The sequence below is a fragment of the Chroococcidiopsis sp. genome (assembly GCF_051657925.1).
Lineage (GTDB): Bacteria > Cyanobacteriota > Cyanobacteriia > Cyanobacteriales > Chroococcidiopsidaceae > Chroococcidiopsis.
Genome location: NZ_JBOFLP010000064.1, coordinates 1 through 18,143, shown reverse-complemented (window position 1 = coordinate 18,143; position 18,143 = coordinate 1). Strand labels below are relative to the sequence as shown.

General features: G+C 43.8%; 11 protein-coding genes. 4 read left to right on the top strand and 7 right to left on the bottom strand.

The genetic code is table 11. The annotated features are described in order from the left end of the window. The coding region (locus ACRC32_RS04960; protein ID WP_438552946.1) for a slipin family protein at positions 1-1,497 on the top strand (1,497 nt) is incomplete at its 5' end. 162 nt (positions 1,498-1,659) lie between these two features. Here ACRC32_RS04960 and ACRC32_RS04955 read toward each other — a convergent pair. From ACRC32_RS04955 to ACRC32_RS04925, 7 genes are all read right to left on the bottom strand, one after another. After that, complete coding sequence (locus ACRC32_RS04955; RefSeq protein WP_438552945.1) at positions 1,660-2,766, bottom strand: hypothetical protein; 1,107 nt, start codon at positions 2,764-2,766, stop codon at positions 1,660-1,662. A gap of 10 nt (positions 2,767-2,776) precedes the next feature. After that, complete coding sequence (locus ACRC32_RS04950; protein ID WP_438552944.1) at positions 2,777-3,742, bottom strand: lysylphosphatidylglycerol synthase transmembrane domain-containing protein; 966 nt, start codon at positions 3,740-3,742, stop codon at positions 2,777-2,779. 252 nt (positions 3,743-3,994) lie between these two features. Beyond that, a complete protein-coding gene (locus ACRC32_RS04945) occupies positions 3,995-7,273 on the bottom strand; it encodes a glycosyltransferase family 39 protein (RefSeq protein ID WP_438552943.1) in 3,279 nt (1,092 codons plus the stop codon). Next, positions 7,270-8,727: a tetratricopeptide repeat protein gene (locus ACRC32_RS04940; RefSeq protein WP_438552942.1), complete on the bottom strand. Its 1,458-nt coding sequence runs from the start codon at positions 8,725-8,727 to the stop codon at positions 7,270-7,272. The genes ACRC32_RS04945 and ACRC32_RS04940 overlap by 4 nt, the downstream gene beginning before the upstream one ends. A 102-nt stretch (positions 8,728-8,829) precedes the next feature. Further along, positions 8,830-10,353: an efflux RND transporter periplasmic adaptor subunit gene (locus ACRC32_RS04935; RefSeq protein ID WP_438552941.1), complete on the bottom strand. Its 1,524-nt coding sequence runs from the start codon at positions 10,351-10,353 to the stop codon at positions 8,830-8,832. After that, positions 10,350-11,645, bottom strand: a complete 1,296-nt coding sequence (locus tag ACRC32_RS04930; protein ID WP_438552940.1) for a glycosyltransferase family 4 protein — start codon at positions 11,643-11,645, stop codon at positions 10,350-10,352. The genes ACRC32_RS04935 and ACRC32_RS04930 overlap by 4 nt, the downstream gene beginning before the upstream one ends. Continuing rightward, positions 11,642-12,466, bottom strand: coding sequence for a glycosyltransferase family 2 protein (locus ACRC32_RS04925; RefSeq protein WP_438552939.1), 825 nt, complete (start codon positions 12,464-12,466; stop codon positions 11,642-11,644). The genes ACRC32_RS04930 and ACRC32_RS04925 overlap by 4 nt, the downstream gene beginning before the upstream one ends. Before the next feature lie 756 nt (positions 12,467-13,222). On the opposite strand from ACRC32_RS04925, the gene ACRC32_RS04920 reads away from it, so the two are divergent. The 3 genes from ACRC32_RS04920 to ACRC32_RS04910 all read left to right on the top strand — a co-directional run. Next, on the top strand, positions 13,223-15,943 hold the full coding sequence (locus ACRC32_RS04920; RefSeq protein ID WP_438552938.1) for a hypothetical protein: 2,721 nt from the start codon (positions 13,223-13,225) through the stop codon (positions 15,941-15,943). A gap of 214 nt (positions 15,944-16,157) precedes the next feature. Beyond that, positions 16,158-16,715 carry a hypothetical protein gene (locus ACRC32_RS04915; protein WP_438552937.1) on the top strand — a complete coding sequence of 186 codons (558 nt, stop codon included), beginning with the start codon at positions 16,158-16,160 and terminating at the stop codon, positions 16,713-16,715. Positions 16,716-17,089: 374 nt separating this feature from the next. Further along, positions 17,090-18,143, top strand: a 1,054-nt coding sequence (locus ACRC32_RS04910; RefSeq protein ID WP_438552936.1) for a DUF11 domain-containing protein, incomplete at its 3' end; no start/stop codon positions are given.

The window sequence follows — 18,143 nt, the reverse complement described above, 5'->3', positions numbered from 1 at the left end:
GAAATCGGAATTTTATATCACCGCAGCGATTTTAAAAAGATTTTGCAGCCAGGGACTTACACTTATTTTGGTCGCCATTGGCAAGTCAAAACTTATGACTTGAACCAGCCAGAAGCCAAAATTGAAAATTTAGAATTGTTGCTCAGAACCCACGAAGCCGAATTACAAGAGCATCTATTAATTATCAGAACAACATTTAACCAAGCTGCTTTAGTACGCTGCGGTCAAAACTGGGTAAGCCTTGCACCAAATCAACTACGCGCTTTTTGGCGTGGCTTTATTGAGGTAGAATCTCATATTTTCAATTTAGAAGAAAGTTTAGAACTCCCTGCCGAATTTGTCCAGCAAATACGCAGCATTGCTATAAACGGATTAAAAAAATTCCAAATTTCAGAATATGAAATTGGCTTACTATACGTCCAAAATAACTTCGTTAGACCTCTAGAACAAGGGGAATATGCCTTTTGGACTGTAAATCGGGATGTTGGAGTCAGAACTCTTAGCCGGATCGTGCCTAACCCAGACTTTCCGCTAGAAGATGTATTGATTGAAAAACATCCTGAGTTTGTCTCAGTCTACTGTGAAATCGTCCAATTACAAGATCGACAAGTCGCAATTGTACGGCATTTAGGTAAAGTTATTGCAATTTTGCCACCCACAAGCCGCAAGTTGTTTTGGCAAGGTGTGGCAGTGGAAATAATTGATATTAGTAACGATGCCAAATTATCACCTAATTTAGTAGCAGAATTGCTAGCAGGTTCTAAAGACGTTTTATTACTGAGTCACAACAGTTTGCACGTTCGCGAAGTCTCCGCGCAGCACGTTGGTTTATTGTATGTCAATCAAGAATTTCAAGCTTTATTAGAGCCAGGAATACATGCTTGGTGGTTATATGGACGCTCGTTTCAAACTGAAGTGATTGACTTGCGCTTGCAAAATATCGAAGTATCCGGTCAAGATATTTTATCGAAAGATAAAGTTCCTCTACGCTTGAATTTAACTGCTGGTTTTCGCATTCAAGATCCACTAAGAGCAAAAAACGGCTTGGCAGATATTTCTACTTTCTTGTACAAAGAATTACAGTTTGCTTTACGTGCAGCAGTAGGCGAACAAACTTTGGACGCACTATTAGAAAATAAAGGTGCGATCGATCGCAGTGTTGCGGAATACATTCGCAGCAAAACCGCAGACTATGGAATTGAAGTCGATTCTGTGGGGGTGAAAGATATTATTTTACCTGGTGAAATTAAGACGATTTTGAGTAAAGTAGTCGAAGCAGAAAAAGCTGCTCAAGCAAACGTAGTTAGACGTAGAGAAGAAACCGCAGCTACTCGCAGCATGTTGAATACTGCAAAAGTGATGGAAGATAACCCTGTAGCTTTGCGTTTGAAGGAATTGGAGGTGTTAGAACGAATTGCTGAAAAGATCGATCGCATTCAAGTTAATGGTAGTTTAGATAGTATTTTGACCGAATTAATTCAGATTAATCGGCAATAGCCATATTACTGTAGGGGCGGGTTTGTTAGACTTAGCGGCATTAGTAGATTGTTTGTGAAATTAAACGCAGATGGGAACGCAGATAAACGCAGATAAACGCAGATGAAGAGGAATTTGTGCAAGATTTATGGATGTGTGAAAATTTCTGATAAACTCGCCCTTTTAATAATAAAATTTAGCAATTTTTTGAGCGATCGCACCCCATTTTGGATTTTGCGTTACAGCCGCCCAGTAAGCAAACCCGCGAATTGCCATATTATGGTCAACTGCTTTCACTTTACCAGTTCGTCCGGTTTCCTGCCCTGCGGTGCGAGTGTTGCCCTTAGTGCTAATTTCTCCTGAAGCTGAAACTCTGGTTTGCTGCCATGCTAAGGCTTTCTCAATCGCTGTTTTGACTTTTGGCGTGAGGGGATCTTCTGGAAAGTAAGTCACCCACCTCTGAGCATACACTACACCTACCATTTGATAACTACTGTCATAGCCGCCTTTTTCTGGATTAACGCCATTTGGACGCTGTAAAGCTAAGCCTTCTTGGAGTGACTGACGGGCATATTTCATCAACTCTGCATCCCCAGTGAGTTTGCTTGTCAACCCCAAGGCTACTGCAACTGCATATCGGCGATGGGTGTAAGGCTGGTTTCGCTTAATTCCCTGTTTCCAGACATTTTGAGAAATCATCCAACGGGCAGCACGTCTAACCAGAGGTTTGTAGCGTGCTATTTGTGCAGCATATTTGTTGGCATGGGGAGATTGCTGGATGACTAGGAGAGTATGAGAGACTGCTTGTACAAAGAACGATGTACTGTGAAAGGGATCGCCTGTTCCTTTAAAACTACCGTCCGCAGCCTGTTGCTTGAATCCCCAGTCAAACATTTTGAATCCCGTTTGGATAGCTTTAGGATCGTTGCTGACTAACCCACCAATAATTAATCCTTCACCGTAGCGCTGCGCTTCAATATACCATTTGTTTGTCCGGTGGCGTTCCCAGTCGATGTTGGCACTATGTGCGCCACTCGGTGATATAGCATCATACGACCGAGAAAGGCGACGGTAGAGATAATTGCTAATTAGATGGGATGACTCGTAGCTAAAATCTGTACGCTTTTTGTTTCCTTGAGTTGGGGGAGTTGAAATCGGGCGTTTAGCAAGATCGAACTGAGACATGCGATCGCCTGAATCTGCAAAAATTAATGGAGAGGCGATCGCTTTTTCTCCTTTATTTGTTGAGAACAACAACAGCGCTATCAATACTAAACTACGTACTTTCACTTGTTATCACCTATTTATTCCCTTGTCTAACTTGCTGAAGCCCTGTAGAATCTAACAGTAAAACAACTGCTCCAGGCAAACTTAACATCCAACCCAAGACTGTTATTGTGAGAGACAACAATAGAGCTTGTTCTACTGAAAGACCAATGCGACTAAATAAATAAGCCCATAATCCCTCTTTTAATCCAATTCCACCTAAAGATATTGGTAGTAAAGTCACTACTACAATAATTGGAATAAAAACTAGGAGTTCTAAATAAGAAATTGGAATTTTTAGCTGATGGGCAACTAAGTAATGGTAATAAACTATAGCCAGTTGTAGTAATAGCGACAGCCCCATTGATAACAATAAAGCTTGGCGATGTTGGGCGAATGTGCGTAAGAGAATTTGAATTTTCGCAAAACGAGCTGCTACATTACTTAAACGAAATTTTATGAGCCAAGGCTCTGCCCAAATTAATAACTTTGGACTTGCTATCAGTAAAACTGCTCCTACTAGCGAGCCAACACAAGCTGCAAATAAGAGCAGAATATCCCAGCGTCCAATTAATTTGAAAGCAGGAACTAAACCGATAACTGCTAACCCAGAAAGCGCAGCAAGTCCTGTAAATCTTTCTAGGAAAACAGATACAAGTGCGACTTCTGAATCTTTAGTCGATTGCGCGACTCGATAAACTCGATATACATCTCCGCCTAGTGCGCCTGGGAGGAAAATATTCAAAAACATTCCGGCAAAATAACTACTGAGCAAACTACTCATTGGTGCAGAATGTCCGCTAGACCACAAAACAACTTGCCAACGCCAACAACTCAGCAATTGACAACCCGTATAGAATAGCAAAGCAAAGATAATAAAAGATGGAGATAGGTACTGAAATTGTACCCAGATTTGATAAAAATCCATCCGAGTCAAGACTAAAGCTAGTACTCCTACACTAACAATGACTTTGATTAAAAATATTGGTTTTACCTTCACTTAATTACCTCAAAAAATAATGAATCGCGCTAACAATTAATGGATAGAGGTTATAAGGTGTAGGGTGGGCATTGCCCACCAAAACTACTATTTCAAAGATTAAATAGAAATCCTATAGGGGTTATAAGTATTTATCAGTAGCGCTCCTAATTCTTGATGACTACGCCGCAGAAGATCCCCCCAACCCCCCTTTTTAAGGGGGGCTATAGAAGATTGGAGTTTTCAATAATAAATAGAATTGGTGTGACAAGTTTAATAGGCTCCTAAATCTCCGCCTTGATAAGGTACGTGTGGAAATATTCCATCTTCTGGTTTCCACAGCCGCACCCGCGCTCCAAAGGTTTCCATAATTGGTTGACCAAGGGTTTCTATGTAGTCGCGAAATACAGGTTCAAATCTACCTTCTGTGTGGTTATCTACATGCAGCCATACGCGCTTAGAATTCTCTAAAACATGGCTCATTTGATCTAAATTGCTAATTAATTTGCCACCACCCCAGCGATCGATCACCCGACCATTATTCCAATAGAAAACATCAAAGCGTATGTTGCCTGGAATAAAGTAATCTAGACCGCCTAAACCAGTTGAAGCAGCAGCCGGAGAAGTGGAAATTACAACATCACCTGGTTGTCTGTGACTGCTAATATATGCGAATGCTTCATTGTTACGCCTAGTGAGTGCATCGTGATAGCTAGCTAATACTCGATTTGGTTCTACATTCAGAGTTAAAAGTAAGAGAATGCTAGCGATCGCAATTCCTCGAATCGGCAACAAGTTCCTCGTAAAAACTTCAAACTTGCTGGCTAAACTTTCGGCAATACAAGCAGCACTATAAACAGCAAGCAAAATAAATATTGGATAAATTTGGTAAGTGTATCTTGTGGCAATTTGATAAATTAAAATGGTAAGTAATATCAAATTAATTGAAACACTGCTGAACAAAAACAATGTTTTTCCATCTCGACGCTTCAGAAAGTAGATCCAACCTAGCAAAAAGAAGAAACTGTAAAGAGTATGCATTCGGCTGGGACCAACAAAAAAATTATTTACTAGTCCTGAAATGCTAAAGAAATGGACTTTGAGATAAGCATCTGTACTGTCAGAAAGAGCTACCCAAGGAGTTAAACATCGAATCGAAAAGAAAACAAGATCGTAAGCAATAATTCCCATTGATACGATACTACTGACAACAATTTGCCAATCGTCTGCCCAGCGAAAAGGTCGATAGAAAAAGAGAAATCCTACCAAAAAGCAAGGCAATAAAGTAACAGTTACCTCTTGATTTAAAATTGTTAATGTCAAAGCAATAAAGAATCCATATTGGTAAGCTCTACCACTGCGATCGACAAATCCTTTGAGGAATAACCAAAAACTTAAAATACTTAGGCATTGAACGACTTGGTAAAACCGAATAAAGCGAGAAAAGTATACTTGTGACGGATCGAAAGCTAAGATTACCGTGACGATGAGAGCTATCCAAGCTTTTCCAGTAATTTTGCGGGTGAGGATAAAGACTAAAATTAAAGTGGCTGTACCCCAAAGTACCGATAAAAACCGAGCATTCACAACTGAGTCCCCTAGCAGCCGCAGCCACAGCGCCAGCATGTAGTGATAGGCTGGAGAGCGGGTATACCAAATACCAGACGTTGCTTGAGGCGCACCTGTACGCAGAATTCCTCTAGTTGCATCTAAAGAAGTATTTTCATCTGCATCAAGGTCTACGAAACCAAGGTTATAGGTTCTAACCACAAAACCGATCGCGACAATCGCACCTAGAATTAACCATTGATTCCAAGCAGGAGAATACGCTTGGTAAGCTGTTGTCAATCGATTGATGAAGTCGTGGCGCGTGCGGCTGGGAAGTAAGATATACAGGGCGATCGCCCCAAACCCAAACAAAATTAAGCACATACTTGCTGGAGATACCCCAACGCTACCGACTAAACTCAAGCTGACAAAGGCAGTTAACCCCATAGGCAACCACAGCCCCAAGCAAGCTAGTTTTCTTTCCCGCCAACTCCACAGCAGCGTCAGCAACACGACGACTAAAAACCCTAGCAAGATGAGTGAATCGCTCTGTTGTTGAAAAAACAGCAGTCCCCGTTCTGCTTCTGCATAGCGGTGCTTGAGTAAACCAATTCCAATGAGAAACAGCGTTCCAGGTAATAACAGCTCTGCCCCAGCGCCTAAGCTATTCCACCAGCTATGGCGATCGCCCAGCCAAAATCTACCGAGACTCCAGGCGATCGCTACAGCACAACCTACACCTGCTAATTGCCACAGCCAAAAGTGCCAGAGATAATCGGGATAATTCAGCAGATATGCATCGCCCTCAAACGTGCGTTCCAACTTTTGTACGTCTGGCGAACCCAAAACCTGTGCTGCTTGTGCTTCACCTTCACCTTTGAACCAGCCAGATACAGGCTGCTCCAGAGTCTTCCAAGTGTTATTCGTGGCAATAGGTGCAATAATTGCGTGTGACTTTGTTTCTGCCCAGCCATCCAAGAAAAATCCCAGCGGGTTAAATGGAGCCGCTGCACCAAGTTGGTGCAGGGGTCGGGTTAAATGTACAGCCAGGGTATTGCTGCCAGGTTTAAGAAAATTTGTCACCTCATACATGTGCAATTCATTATTATGCTCGGCTTCGTAGCGGTTGACCAATAAGCCGTTAATCAGCAAAGCATACTTCCCATCTCCTGCAAACCGAATGAAGGCACGGGAAAATTGATGTTGCGGTATCTGCCAATCACTTCTCAGCCACACTTCTCCTTGGGTACTTTCGATTCCGGTAATCCAATTGCCCTCTAGCAAGCGATCAAACAGTCTTGGACTGAGGCGATTATAAGTTCCTTCGCGCACCGAACCAATTGCCTTGGCTGAAGACCAACTTTCATCAGGGAAGTCGCGATCGAACCAAAGTAAACCATTGTGGGCTTCGTTGAGATTTGAGACTAGCCAAGGTGTTGTGCCTGTCGCCAGATCGATTGCGGGTGATGTAGATAAGGGATAGACAGCGCCCTCAACTACGACACGCGGATTTTGCCGACTTTTTTGCACCTCGATCGCGATCGTATTTCTCCCAGATTGGAGGTGACGAGTCAAGTCAACATAAGTAGTTAATTTCCAATCTTTCGCATTGGCAAGCTGAATCCAATCGTAACCCCGCGAACGGTAAGCGACGCTATCATTTGCTCTTTGGAACTCTTCGGTAAAGCGACTTCCCAAGCCCAGAGAATGATAGAGAATATTTCTGTCTCTAGCGATCGCCCGTCCGTTGACATAAAGAATGAAATCGTTGTCGGCACTCAACCGCAACCAGCCTGCTGCGGGAACGTCATTCAGGAAAAAAGACCGACGGGCATAAAAACGATATGTTGGTGCTTGGGGCGCAATCCACTGTGTTTGGGCAGACCAAGCAACGCGTTCGGCAGCAGCAGGGCTTTTATCCCAAACAGAAAATCCCGATATACCCAACAAAAAGCCTAGGATTAAGACTAATCCGAGCGATAGCCAACGGTTTAAACGCTTCATTCTTGAGCCTCGCCAGAGTCCTTCCAAGCTTTGTTGTCAATCGATTGGCGATACTGCTCCCAGGCTTTTTCGATATTGCCATCATGGTAGCTCGCCCAAGAGTTGTGCAGATACGCTTGACCCAGTAAAGCTAAATTGCTTTGCTGGGGATACTCTTGCGTCTCGATAATTTGTCGCGCCACTGATGCCGAGAGATCGAATTCACCATTAGCAGCTCTAGCCAGCATTAAGTCGTAAAGCGCTTCGATATGAGCCGGAAAAATCTGCAATGCCCGTTCAAAACGCTCTATTGCTAACCCCGTCTGATGGTTTGTGGGGCTGTTCGCACCGTTAAAATAGGTCACTCCTTGGTTTAAGATACTTGTCGTGAGATATTCCCTCACCAAAAAGTTGTGCGGTTGCGTTGCTAATGCATTTTGGAAATACTCTTCGGCGCGGATGAAATCTTTGCGTCGATAGCTTTCTAATCCCTTGACAAATTCGATCGCGGTTGGATCTGGCTGGTTAGCATAAAATCCGGCTTCTGCCTCACGTCGCAGAAATTCCGTATCGCCTTGCAAAGGCGGATAACAAGTTTTTAAAATCTTGCTAATAGTGACAACTGGGCGATACTGACCCTGAGCATATAGCGTATCTAAGTGGCGATCGATGAAATTGGGTAATAGCATTGAGACAACTACTAAGGCGATCGCGACTCCCGCCCAAGGTAAAAACCTACTCATATCTGATATCAAAGCGTTAAAGCTTCGCTCTGCCAATCCTAAATAAAATGCCATTAAACCAATAACTAAACCAGCAACAGTCGCACTCCAACCGCGACCAATGTAAGCAAAAAAATTGTTACTATAACCAAATCCCTCGACCCAAATTAGATCCCAGGATGACATTTGAAAAAAGCGACTATCTTTAATAGAAAAAGAAGCAATTGATTTGATTGGTTCTGGTTGACTTAAAGTGATATTCTGTTTCCACTGAGACTGAATTTTCGGAAAATTTCTTTGAACGTGATGAGTGGCTTCTACCCCTTGTTTATAGTAAGCCGCACTCAAAAAAGCCATAGTAGGCGACCAGGTAGTAATAAAGTAAGGAAAAAGTAGCACAACAAATAATCCGCTCCAGAACAGCATTCGAGCGGCGCGACTGCGACTAAACCAAAGTGCGATCGCCCCAGTTAAAAGAGCAAACAATAAGGCGATCGCCCTACCTAGATTGGCGATAATAAGATTGGTGTCGAATGTCTTTAAAGCTTCATCAGGTAAACTATACCAAGGAGATTTTACTCCCAAAAATAAAGCAAAAGCTGCAACCAGAAAAGTAAGTCTCGTGCGCTCAAACCAGTTATACCAAACCACCTTTTTGACTTGAGATTGACCATTTATGAGCGGTTCAGTCACAGGTAATCTACCAGCCAATATTGATAAAATGGTATTCAGATAATGAAGCAAATTATTCATTGTTTGCCTTTAGAAGTGAGCAGTGAGTAGGGTGTGGCTAGTGGCTATAATCTCCCCCTTGTCTTCCTTGTCCTCCTTGTCTCCCTTGTCCCCTTTATCTCCTCAGTTTTGACTTTTGACTTCTGACTTTTGACTTTTGACTTCTAAGCGATCGCCTGGATTTATCCCTCTAGGAGAAAGTACAACCTGTTCCCCTGGCGTTAACCCTGCCAGAATTTCCCGTTGGTTGTCGAATATTCTACCCATCTGGACTGGTTTAACAACCGCTTGACCTGCCTCGGCAACCATTACCATGCCTTCGCCACCAGATAAATGGATGACTGCACTTTCTGGAATTGCTAAATTAGCTTTGTCTTTATTGAATTGAACGTATCCCTGCAAGCCAGCTGCCATTTGCAGATCGTCAACGGCAATCCAAACGGAGTAAGTATAACGGCGATCGATTCCACCTTTAGGACGTTTACCCGCACTGGTTAAAATAGTTGGGTTGAGGCGAATCACTTTTCCTTGGAAGGTGCGACCAGGATAAGACATCAAACGTACCGTCGCCAGATCTCCAACTTTTATCGCGTTGATTTGCGCTTGGTCGATATAAGCCCTAATTGCAAAATCTTTAGATATACTGACTAACGGACGGCTGGCGCGTACCCCTGCTAACTCGCCGCGATCGATATTAACCCAACTAACTAAACCGTCCATCGGTGCGTAAAGCACTGTATTGTGTAAATTTTTCAGAGCATTTTGTAGGGCTATTTTGTCGTTTTGTAGCTTCAGACGAGCATTGCCCAATTCGTTATCGATCTCTTGTTGCGTATGTGCCAGTTCTTGCTGAGCGCCAAGCAAGTTTTGTTGCAATGTCGTGTAAAAGTCTTGGCTGCCGTATAACTGAATTTGGGCGTTAATTGTTTGCCGTTTTGTAGAATCTAAGTCTTTCTTTCGCGCTAAATAACTATCTTGAATGTCGTAGAGCTGAAATTTAGAAATAGCTCCTGCTTGTACTAAGGAACTCATTTGTTGCAGTTTCTTTTCAGCAATTGCTAACCTATGCTCGCCATCAACTACTTGGTCTTTGAGTTCCTTCTCAACTAAGGAATTCATATCTTGCACTTTAGTTGATGCGATCGCCAATCGATGTTTGGCAAGTTCGACATCAGTTTTTAGCTTGGCTAATTTCACTGGCGCTGACTTTTGTAAGTTCAGCAGAGCCATTTCCGAAATAGCGGCATTGTTACGGGCAGCATCAACAGCATTTTTGTAAGCTTCTTGCTGAAACTGAACTAATGGCTGTCCTCGTCGTACTGACTGCCCTTCCTCAACGTAAACCTGTTCTACTGGTCCTGATACCTGCGGGCGGAGGTCTATTTTATGCAGCGCCACCGACTCCCCAGGCGCAGCTACGTTATCCTCTAAAGTTTTTGGCGCTACGGGTATAGTTTTAACCGCGATCGGTTTACCAGTTAATCGTTGCAATGCCGGATAACCAATTCCAGAAGCGTAGATTTTCGACTCTGGATTTTTGGTCGCTGGCACGAGTACGGCGATCGCTAGAACCGCCATAATTCCCAATGGTGCTGCTACGAGAGTTGTCAAAACAGCACGAGAAAATAATGGATGAGAACGAATCATAATTTTACTGTTTGAGAGAGCGTCGGCGCAGTATTAGCCAAGGCGGAGCTAAATACCTCTTGCCACAGAGGAACGATCCGCGACCAGCCAAACCGAACTTGAACATCTTGTAAGCCTTGCCGTCCTAGCTGTTGAGCGAGATTGGGTTCAGCCAGTAGTTTCAAGATTGCTGTTGCCAATGCGTAAGGGTCTTTTTGGGGTACTAATAGACCAGTGACTCCAGAACGGATGACATCGCCAATGCCACCAACCGCACTAGCAACCACAGGCTTTTCGTGGGCTAAGGCTTCTATCATCACAATTCCTAAGCCTTCGGTATCGCCTTTGCTATCTACAATGGCAGGTAGGACAAAGATATCGCAGGAAGCATATGCATCTGCCAATTCTTCTTTACTGACGAAACCGAGGAAGTCTACCACGTTATCTAAACCCATATCTTGACACTGAGATTTAATCTCTGTTTCTAGGATTCCCTTACCAACCACCTTTAAGCACACGGGCTGTTGTTTTAAAATCAGTGTCAAAGCTTCCAACAGATATCGCAATCCCTTACGTTCGTCCAGTCTGCCAACAAAAAGTAATTGAGGAATCTCCCCTACTGCACGTTGTTTGGGCGGTTTTGCCTCAATTGTCAAACCATAGGGAATTACGGTGACTGCGCCAGCATAAATTTTGCGTACCAATCCTAGCGTGAAAGAAGAATTGGCAGTGACGCTGTTGGCATGGGGCGTAAGCCAGCGCAGAATTGATGAGACAAAGCGGAATTTATTTGCAAGTAAAAGTTCGGCTCCGTGAAAACTGAACACCATCGGAATGCCCAAGATCTTGCTAGTAGGAAATGCCATCAAGCCGTGGGGAAAAGCCCAGTGAACGTGGAGTAGGGCGGGTTTTTCTTTGCAGCACACCAGAAATAACTGAATCGTACCTAGAAGGATGTAAAGCGCTGCTGCTAGTAAATAAAGCGGCTGTTTTTGCAACTTAGTCGGCGCTCCATCGCGGACGAGATTTTCAAACCGCTTGATACAGTAGCGAAAGCGATGAACTTTCACGCCATCTAATATATAGCTTTTACTGCCTTCGTAAGCTGGAGCAAAAACTGAGAACGTGGTTTCCGCAGATTGACAGCGTAAAATTGCCTCTCGCACAAAAGCTCCGTGATTGCCTTCTGCGTTTTGAGGATATACCGAACTGATTACGAGAATGTGTTTGTTCATGAGGAGATAGGAGTCGGAAATGAAGGGGAATTGTAGAGACGTTACATGTAACGTCTCTACAAAAATTAATAAATTCAAGAATTACTCGCTACGCGATCGCGGTTGACTTGCATATCGAAAGCTTCTTTACCCGCACGAAACCCAACATCAACTGCTTTGAACATGGCGGGAATGTATTGGAACGGTAAGAGTAAGCGATTTTCTACATGGAACCACCACCAAGTCCGAGAAAAGTTCATGGCTGATGTCACCAACCGTCCGCGCCCAAATTTACTCTGTCCAGAAAAGCGTGGATGCCAAGGAGTAGGAACCTCTGTAATCTTATATCCCCAGCCTGCCAGGATCGCCAAAAGGTAGCGATGGGTAACAACGTCAAATGGAACTTTGGTGAGAATGTCGCGGCGCACGAGTTTGATCCAATTCATGTCATGAATTTTCAGACCAAAGGACATGCGACAGGCAAGATTAGCAAATTTAGAAGCCATAACTTTGCCATCACCGCGCTGCTGTCGCCATCCGGCAACGCCATCAACTCCTGGTACGCAAGCTTCTAATAATAAAGGTAAGTCAGTCTGAAAATCCGACTCTAAATCGGCTTGTCCCCAGAAAATCCATTCTGTATTGACGTGGGCGATCGCCGTTTTCCAAACTCCGGTAACACCGCGCTTTTGGGGATGCCGAATCGTTTTTAAATAAGCATATTGGCAACATAACTGCATCAGAATTTGAGGAGTGCTGTCTGTGCTGCCGTCATCAATTAAAAGTACTGGTAGAGTAAAGCCTAGATTTTGAAAAGTGCGATCGAGCGTATGAAAAAGTTTTTCCAAATTACCTTCTTCATTCAAGCAAGGAATTACGATTGTGACTGAGTGACTTAAGGAGGGAGGTGCGAGTAACATGGGGCGGCGAGAAATGTAAAAGTTTTGTTAAAAAACATCATGGCTTCGTAATGTATTGATTTAGTTCGGTAGGATTACTTGAATGTTTGTGTGTTTTGTTAAAGAATTTGTGAAGAGAAAGATAAGTTTGAGAAAAACTTAAAAAATAGTAAAAATTCTCTAGCGCTCGCCATTAAATCTATGCCAATTTGTGTGATTGTACTGAGATCTAGTTTTATTTTGGAGTACGAATTTTTGACAAAAAAATTTACTTTTAGATAGAAGCCGTAATTCAACACATTTAATTCTTCATTGCAGTGTAAACACATAAGTGTAGTCTGCATACATCTCAGTAGAGATCGCGACTTGTGTTTTGTCAAGCGTGTAAATTGCACGATTCCATCGTCATTTCAGAGAAACGATCGGTAATTGCACTGAATTTTTGCCACCATCTAAACTCATTTACACAGAATTCAGAGGCGATCGAAGTATATCTGTTGAAAATAACTTCCGTATTTGTCTTCAGGTAGTTTACAACCATCTCGGACAAGATAAATCTGTAGTAAATTCGACCTCTACCACAAGACTGAAATTTGGCACTACTAAAAAGGAGATTTCGAGAAAATTTTATTTTGCTGCGGCTTCTCAGCTCAAATTTTGTCATGGTCTTGCTGAGAAAACCTCAGCTATGAGTTTTGTCTAACTGTGTAATTTGTCTAACGGTGTGAGACTAACCCGACAGTGGTTAGTTATTGAAGATCTGAACTTTGTGGAAATATGAACACTCAAACCAAACGGCTTTATCGCCAACTGCTCGTAGCTGCCTTGTTAATGGGTGGCACTTTTAATATGACTGCACCTGTTCTGGCACAGTCTGTACCGACTGCGCCACTCACGGGTGCGGGGACTGAGATCAAAAACAAAGCGACTGCTACATATGAAGACCCTAGTAACCCTGGTACGATAAATGCAACTTCTAACGAAGTCATCATCACGGTAGCAGAGGTTGCAGGTATTGCCGTTACTGGAGCGACACCTGTTGATAGGAACGGTAGCAGTGTCTCCAACGGAGATATTCTAGACTTTAACTTTACGATTACCAACGTCGGTAACGATACCACTGCCTTCTATATTCCAGGTAAAACTGTCCTGAATTCAGGTGGTCGTATTGTTGGCGGTCAGATTGCAAACATCGCTGACCCTGATAGTAACTACGCCGGTCACGTTTACATCACAGAGATTAACGGAGTTGTGCTGACATCTCCAGTTCTCGTTCCTGATGCTGGCGTGCAGACAGATAACGCTGCCTTCATCGCTGCCATCCAAGGCGCAGGATATGCTGCTTTTAATGGGGCGATCGATGTTAATGAAGGCATAGTCGTAAAAGTTCCTGTCACAGTTACAGCAACCGTAGCAACGAATCCAATTAGCGTGCAATTCGGTAACACTGCTGACCCAGGAACGCAGAATCGCCAGAACATCCCATATGTAGCGGATGCTACTACTGTCGATGATGTACGGACTGCTGACATTACATCCGAACCAGCTCCTAGAAATTTAGGTCCGGCGAATGGAGAACGGGAAGCAGCAGCATTTCAGACGATTCCTTTAGGAACGCAGGTCACTACCCGCGCTCTGGCAACTGTACTCAAAACTCGCTCTCTATATACTCCAAATACTTCAGGACTCGATGACGACCAGATTCGTTATCGCTTAGACCTGCGCGTTGAAGGTTCCTACCCTAATGATGCCTCCATTGCTGTAGGTAATTTGGAAGGAACAGCTCTAGCTAACTCCATTACGGGTGCAGGCGCTCCTACTGGAAATGTGATTTTAGTTTCTGATGTCATTCCGACAAGTACAGTTTTGGATGTTAGTTTCCTACCAACTGCACCTTCAGGCTGGACTGTAGTGTATAGCAATGACGACCCTGCGGCGGCTAACGCAACAGCCCTCAATGCCAACTGGACGACCACTGCACCTACAACTCAAGCTCAAGCAGATGCAGTGAAACGGATTGGCGTTGTCCGTACTGGTATAATGACTGCTGGATCTTCTACACTTGCCGATACAAACGGCTTTCAGTTCCAGGTGAGGACAGTCACGGGCTTTACTGGCGGTCAAATCCTGAATATTGCTCAATCCTTCGGTCATACCCAAGGAGATAGCGATCTTAACCGGATTATCTATGATGAATCCGGCGACCAATTCCCCAATAACTTTGAGGATACTACGACTCCATATGCTGACGGTGCAGGTGGCTTCGATCCCCTCAATGATGATGGTATAGCTCTTGCTACTTACGGTAGTGACTCCAGCAGCCAAACCGTCAATAATCCTCAAAGTAACCAGGGTACGGGTGCTGATGGTGAAGTTAACCTATTTTCTATTGACCCACCTGGAAGCATTTTGACCGGACCGAGAGGAGTTCCGGGGGCAACAGGTCCAGGAGGATCTAACCAGACTGACTACGTGAACCAGGCAATTTCGCCGCCAGTAGGTAAAAATCCTACCGATACACTTACCGATGCCGAGACTGGCGATCTGGTCTTCAACAGCACGGTAAGAAACCCCAACTCGCTTGGACTCAACAACGTAGTTCTGAAGCCAATTCCCGCTGCACAAGCCGATTACGTAGCAGATAGCACGGCTGATAACCAGCAAGACCCCAATACTGGTTACGGTACAAACGCAACCTTACCAGATGGTACGACCGTCAAGATCGAGTCTGGTGGACAAATAGCCATATATGAATGGGATAGCGGGACTAATACTTTTACCCTTCAGGCTGGTTCTTCTGTAGTCAAACTCACTACGCTCAACGGTCAGGTCAGTATTGACTACACAGTGACAGTGAATCTTGGCGGTGGTGCTGCTCAAAACACAGCCTATCCAGTGGCGATCGTGGCGTTTGTCGATGAAGGTGGTAACAATGAGTTTGACCGGAGTTCATCTGCTTCCACAGCTGAAAGTATCTTCAACATGAAAGTTGTCAGAACGTACACGGGCTTCGTGAAGCTGACAAAAGAAGCTCGGATTTTGGATGATGCTGGTAATCCGATTACTGTAGATGCAAATAACAATACGATTACCGATCCAGATGGATTTACGACGAATCCAGCAAGACCACAACCTGGTTGGAAGATCGAGTATCGGATTTCTTACGAAAACATCTCAACTCCTGCTTCTACTGGTGGTAGCGGTAGCGTTCAACTGAATGCTAGCAACTTCAGGATCTTTGAAGATGGTACTGGCGATACAACAAATCCCAGAAATGGTACTTGGGCTGCAACTACATCCCACGTCCTGACCAAGGCAGTTGCGACACAAGGAACTGTCAGCTTCTACAACAGTACGATCGATACGGGAAATCCTGGTTCTGGCGTACCTGAAGCCGAGATCAATAGCGGCTATGTCAACTTTATCGGTAGTTTAGCTCCGAATAGTACGGCAGGAACACCACAAGGCAACTTCAAGTTCCAGCGGCTAGTGAAATAGCTGAGACGAATAGAATTCGCAACTACACAGTTAAAGTCCGCTGGCGCGGACTCAAGAAATTCAATGCTTTTGAATCCGTGCTTATCTGGCTTTGCCTGTGTAGTTTCGCGAATTGTAGCCTCACGTGTTTTGCAATATTCCTATCTCTCTGTTAGAGCCGTGCCTTGAATGGGCAAATTAATTGATGGATTTAAATCATCAGGAGACTGTCACAATGAAACATTTGTCAATGTTTGGCTTAGCTATTGCTGTATTATTGTCTGCACCTTTAGGCGATCGCATCGTTAGCGCCCAACAACAGCCAAAAGCAGCAGCTCAAAATATTCAATCTCAACGCCCCGTACAGTTAAATCTGATGGCAGAAAAGCGAGTCATGCAGAAAGATGCTCAGGGCAAGCCAAAAGCGTCCTGGCAAGCAATGCGGGGAAAAGTTACAGTTTTTCCAGGGGACGTGATTCGCTATACTGTGCGTGGTGCTAATAGTGGCGATCGCCCAGTCAAAAATCTCGTATTAACTCAACCAATTCCCAAACAGACGACGTATATTTTGAATTCTGTCAGTGTCAATCATCCTGGGGTTGCGGTTACTTACAGCATCGATAATGGCAAGAGTTTTGTAGAAAAACCCATTGTAAAAGTCAAATTGGCTGACGGTAAGGTTAAAACTGAGCCAGCACCAGCAGAACTCTACACTCACATTCGCTGGAAATTTGCCCAAGCGGTTGATTCTACCAAAATGCTTGGTGCGGCTTATCAAGTCAAGGTGAAATAAATTCGGAGTTCGGAACTTTTACACGAGCATCGATCCCCCTAAATCCCCCTTAATAAGGGGGACTTTGAAAGAGCGATCCCCCTAAATCCCCCTTCACAAGGGGGACTTTGAAAGAGCGATCCCCCTAAATCTCCCTTAAAAAGGGGGACTTTGAAAGAGCGATCCCCCTAAATCTCCCTTAAAAAGGGGGACTTTGAAAGGTCAAACCCCCCTTTTTAAGGGGGGCAGGGGGGATCTAAAAACTCTACTAGGTCAAAACAATACTGCTCAAATTGCTTCTGAAATAAAGCGATCGCTATTACACTCTCGACCTAGTTCAATATTAGCTCGTCCTCCGATCGCGGGCAAACAAAACAATAATTCTCTGAACGCAAATGCAACCTCCGAACCGATTTTTTAATTATTGGTTGCGACCAATAGCAACAGCTCTTTTAGCTGGGGCTGTCTTAGAAACTTTATTAACTGGTCTTATTCAAGCAGGGGTAGCAGTTCAAATTGCTAATCAAGCAACTTATAGCTATGAGTTTGTTAACGATAAATCGGATACTCCACAATCAATTCAAACTATAACTAATCAAATTTCTACCTCAATTGGAGGATTGATCGATCCTTTAGGAAAAATCACAGGTTGTGCGGGTGAAACTTTGCCTGATTATACAGGATTTAGTATTGGTTTATACGAATCAAATTCTCAAGATTCAACTGGTACAGAAATTGCCGAACCTGCGGCTTTAACTCGTACAGAATCTCCAGATATTTCTGGTAATAATATTGCTAAGGGATTAGAACCAAATACAGAAAATAGCAATCCTTTTTTCCTCACCAATGGCAAAGAAGGAACTTATAATTTCCTCCTTGACCCTCAGCGGGGTCAGCTGGATCGCGGTAAAACTTATATCTTATTAATCCGTCCCCCCAGTAAATCAATTTATGACGAGCGCCGCATCAAGCTAACAATTGGAGAACGGGACGAAAGAGTTGTTGCTTATACCGCTACTTCTTTAGATGGCAAACCGATTAGTTCTACAGACAATCGTACGTCTGTCAACGGAACTATTGATATTGAAAATGCCGAACGAATTGGATTAGTCTTAGCCGTTTTGGATTTGAATACAAGCGTCTGTCAAGCGCAAGAAGTACAAGTTGTCAAAACAGGCGATCGCGCTACAGCCGAGCCTGGAGATACAGTTATCTATCGTCTCTCAGTCAAAAATCTCAGCAGCAGCCCGCTGAAAAATGTTGTCGTCACCGATACCTTACCTCTAGGTTTTACCTTTATACCTAAATCCGTGCGAGCAGAGTTGGGTAAATCTCCAGTGGCGATCGCATCCAGTCACGATGGCAGAACGATCTCTTTACGTGCAGAGCGAATAGAACTACCAGGTAGCGCCACTAACGAGCAAGTTCTGAGTATAGCTTATGCCGCAG

What these genes read in the sequence shown, in the direction of transcription:
- ACRC32_RS04945 (WP_438552943.1), bottom strand. Translation starts at nt 7,273, where the DNA reads ATGAAGCGTTTAAACCGTTGGCTATCGCTCGGATTAGTCTTAATCCTA.
- ACRC32_RS04940 (WP_438552942.1), bottom strand. Translation starts at nt 8,727, where the DNA reads ATGAATAATTTGCTTCATTATCTGAATACCATTTTATCAATATTGGCT.
- ACRC32_RS04935 (WP_438552941.1), bottom strand. Translation starts at nt 10,353, where the DNA reads ATGATTCGTTCTCATCCATTATTTTCTCGTGCTGTTTTGACAACTCTC.
- ACRC32_RS04925 (WP_438552939.1), bottom strand. Translation starts at nt 12,466, where the DNA reads ATGTTACTCGCACCTCCCTCCTTAAGTCACTCAGTCACAATCGTAATT.
- ACRC32_RS04920 (WP_438552938.1), top strand. Translation starts at nt 13,223, where the DNA reads ATGAACACTCAAACCAAACGGCTTTATCGCCAACTGCTCGTAGCTGCC.
- ACRC32_RS04915 (WP_438552937.1), top strand. Translation starts at nt 16,158, where the DNA reads ATGAAACATTTGTCAATGTTTGGCTTAGCTATTGCTGTATTATTGTCT.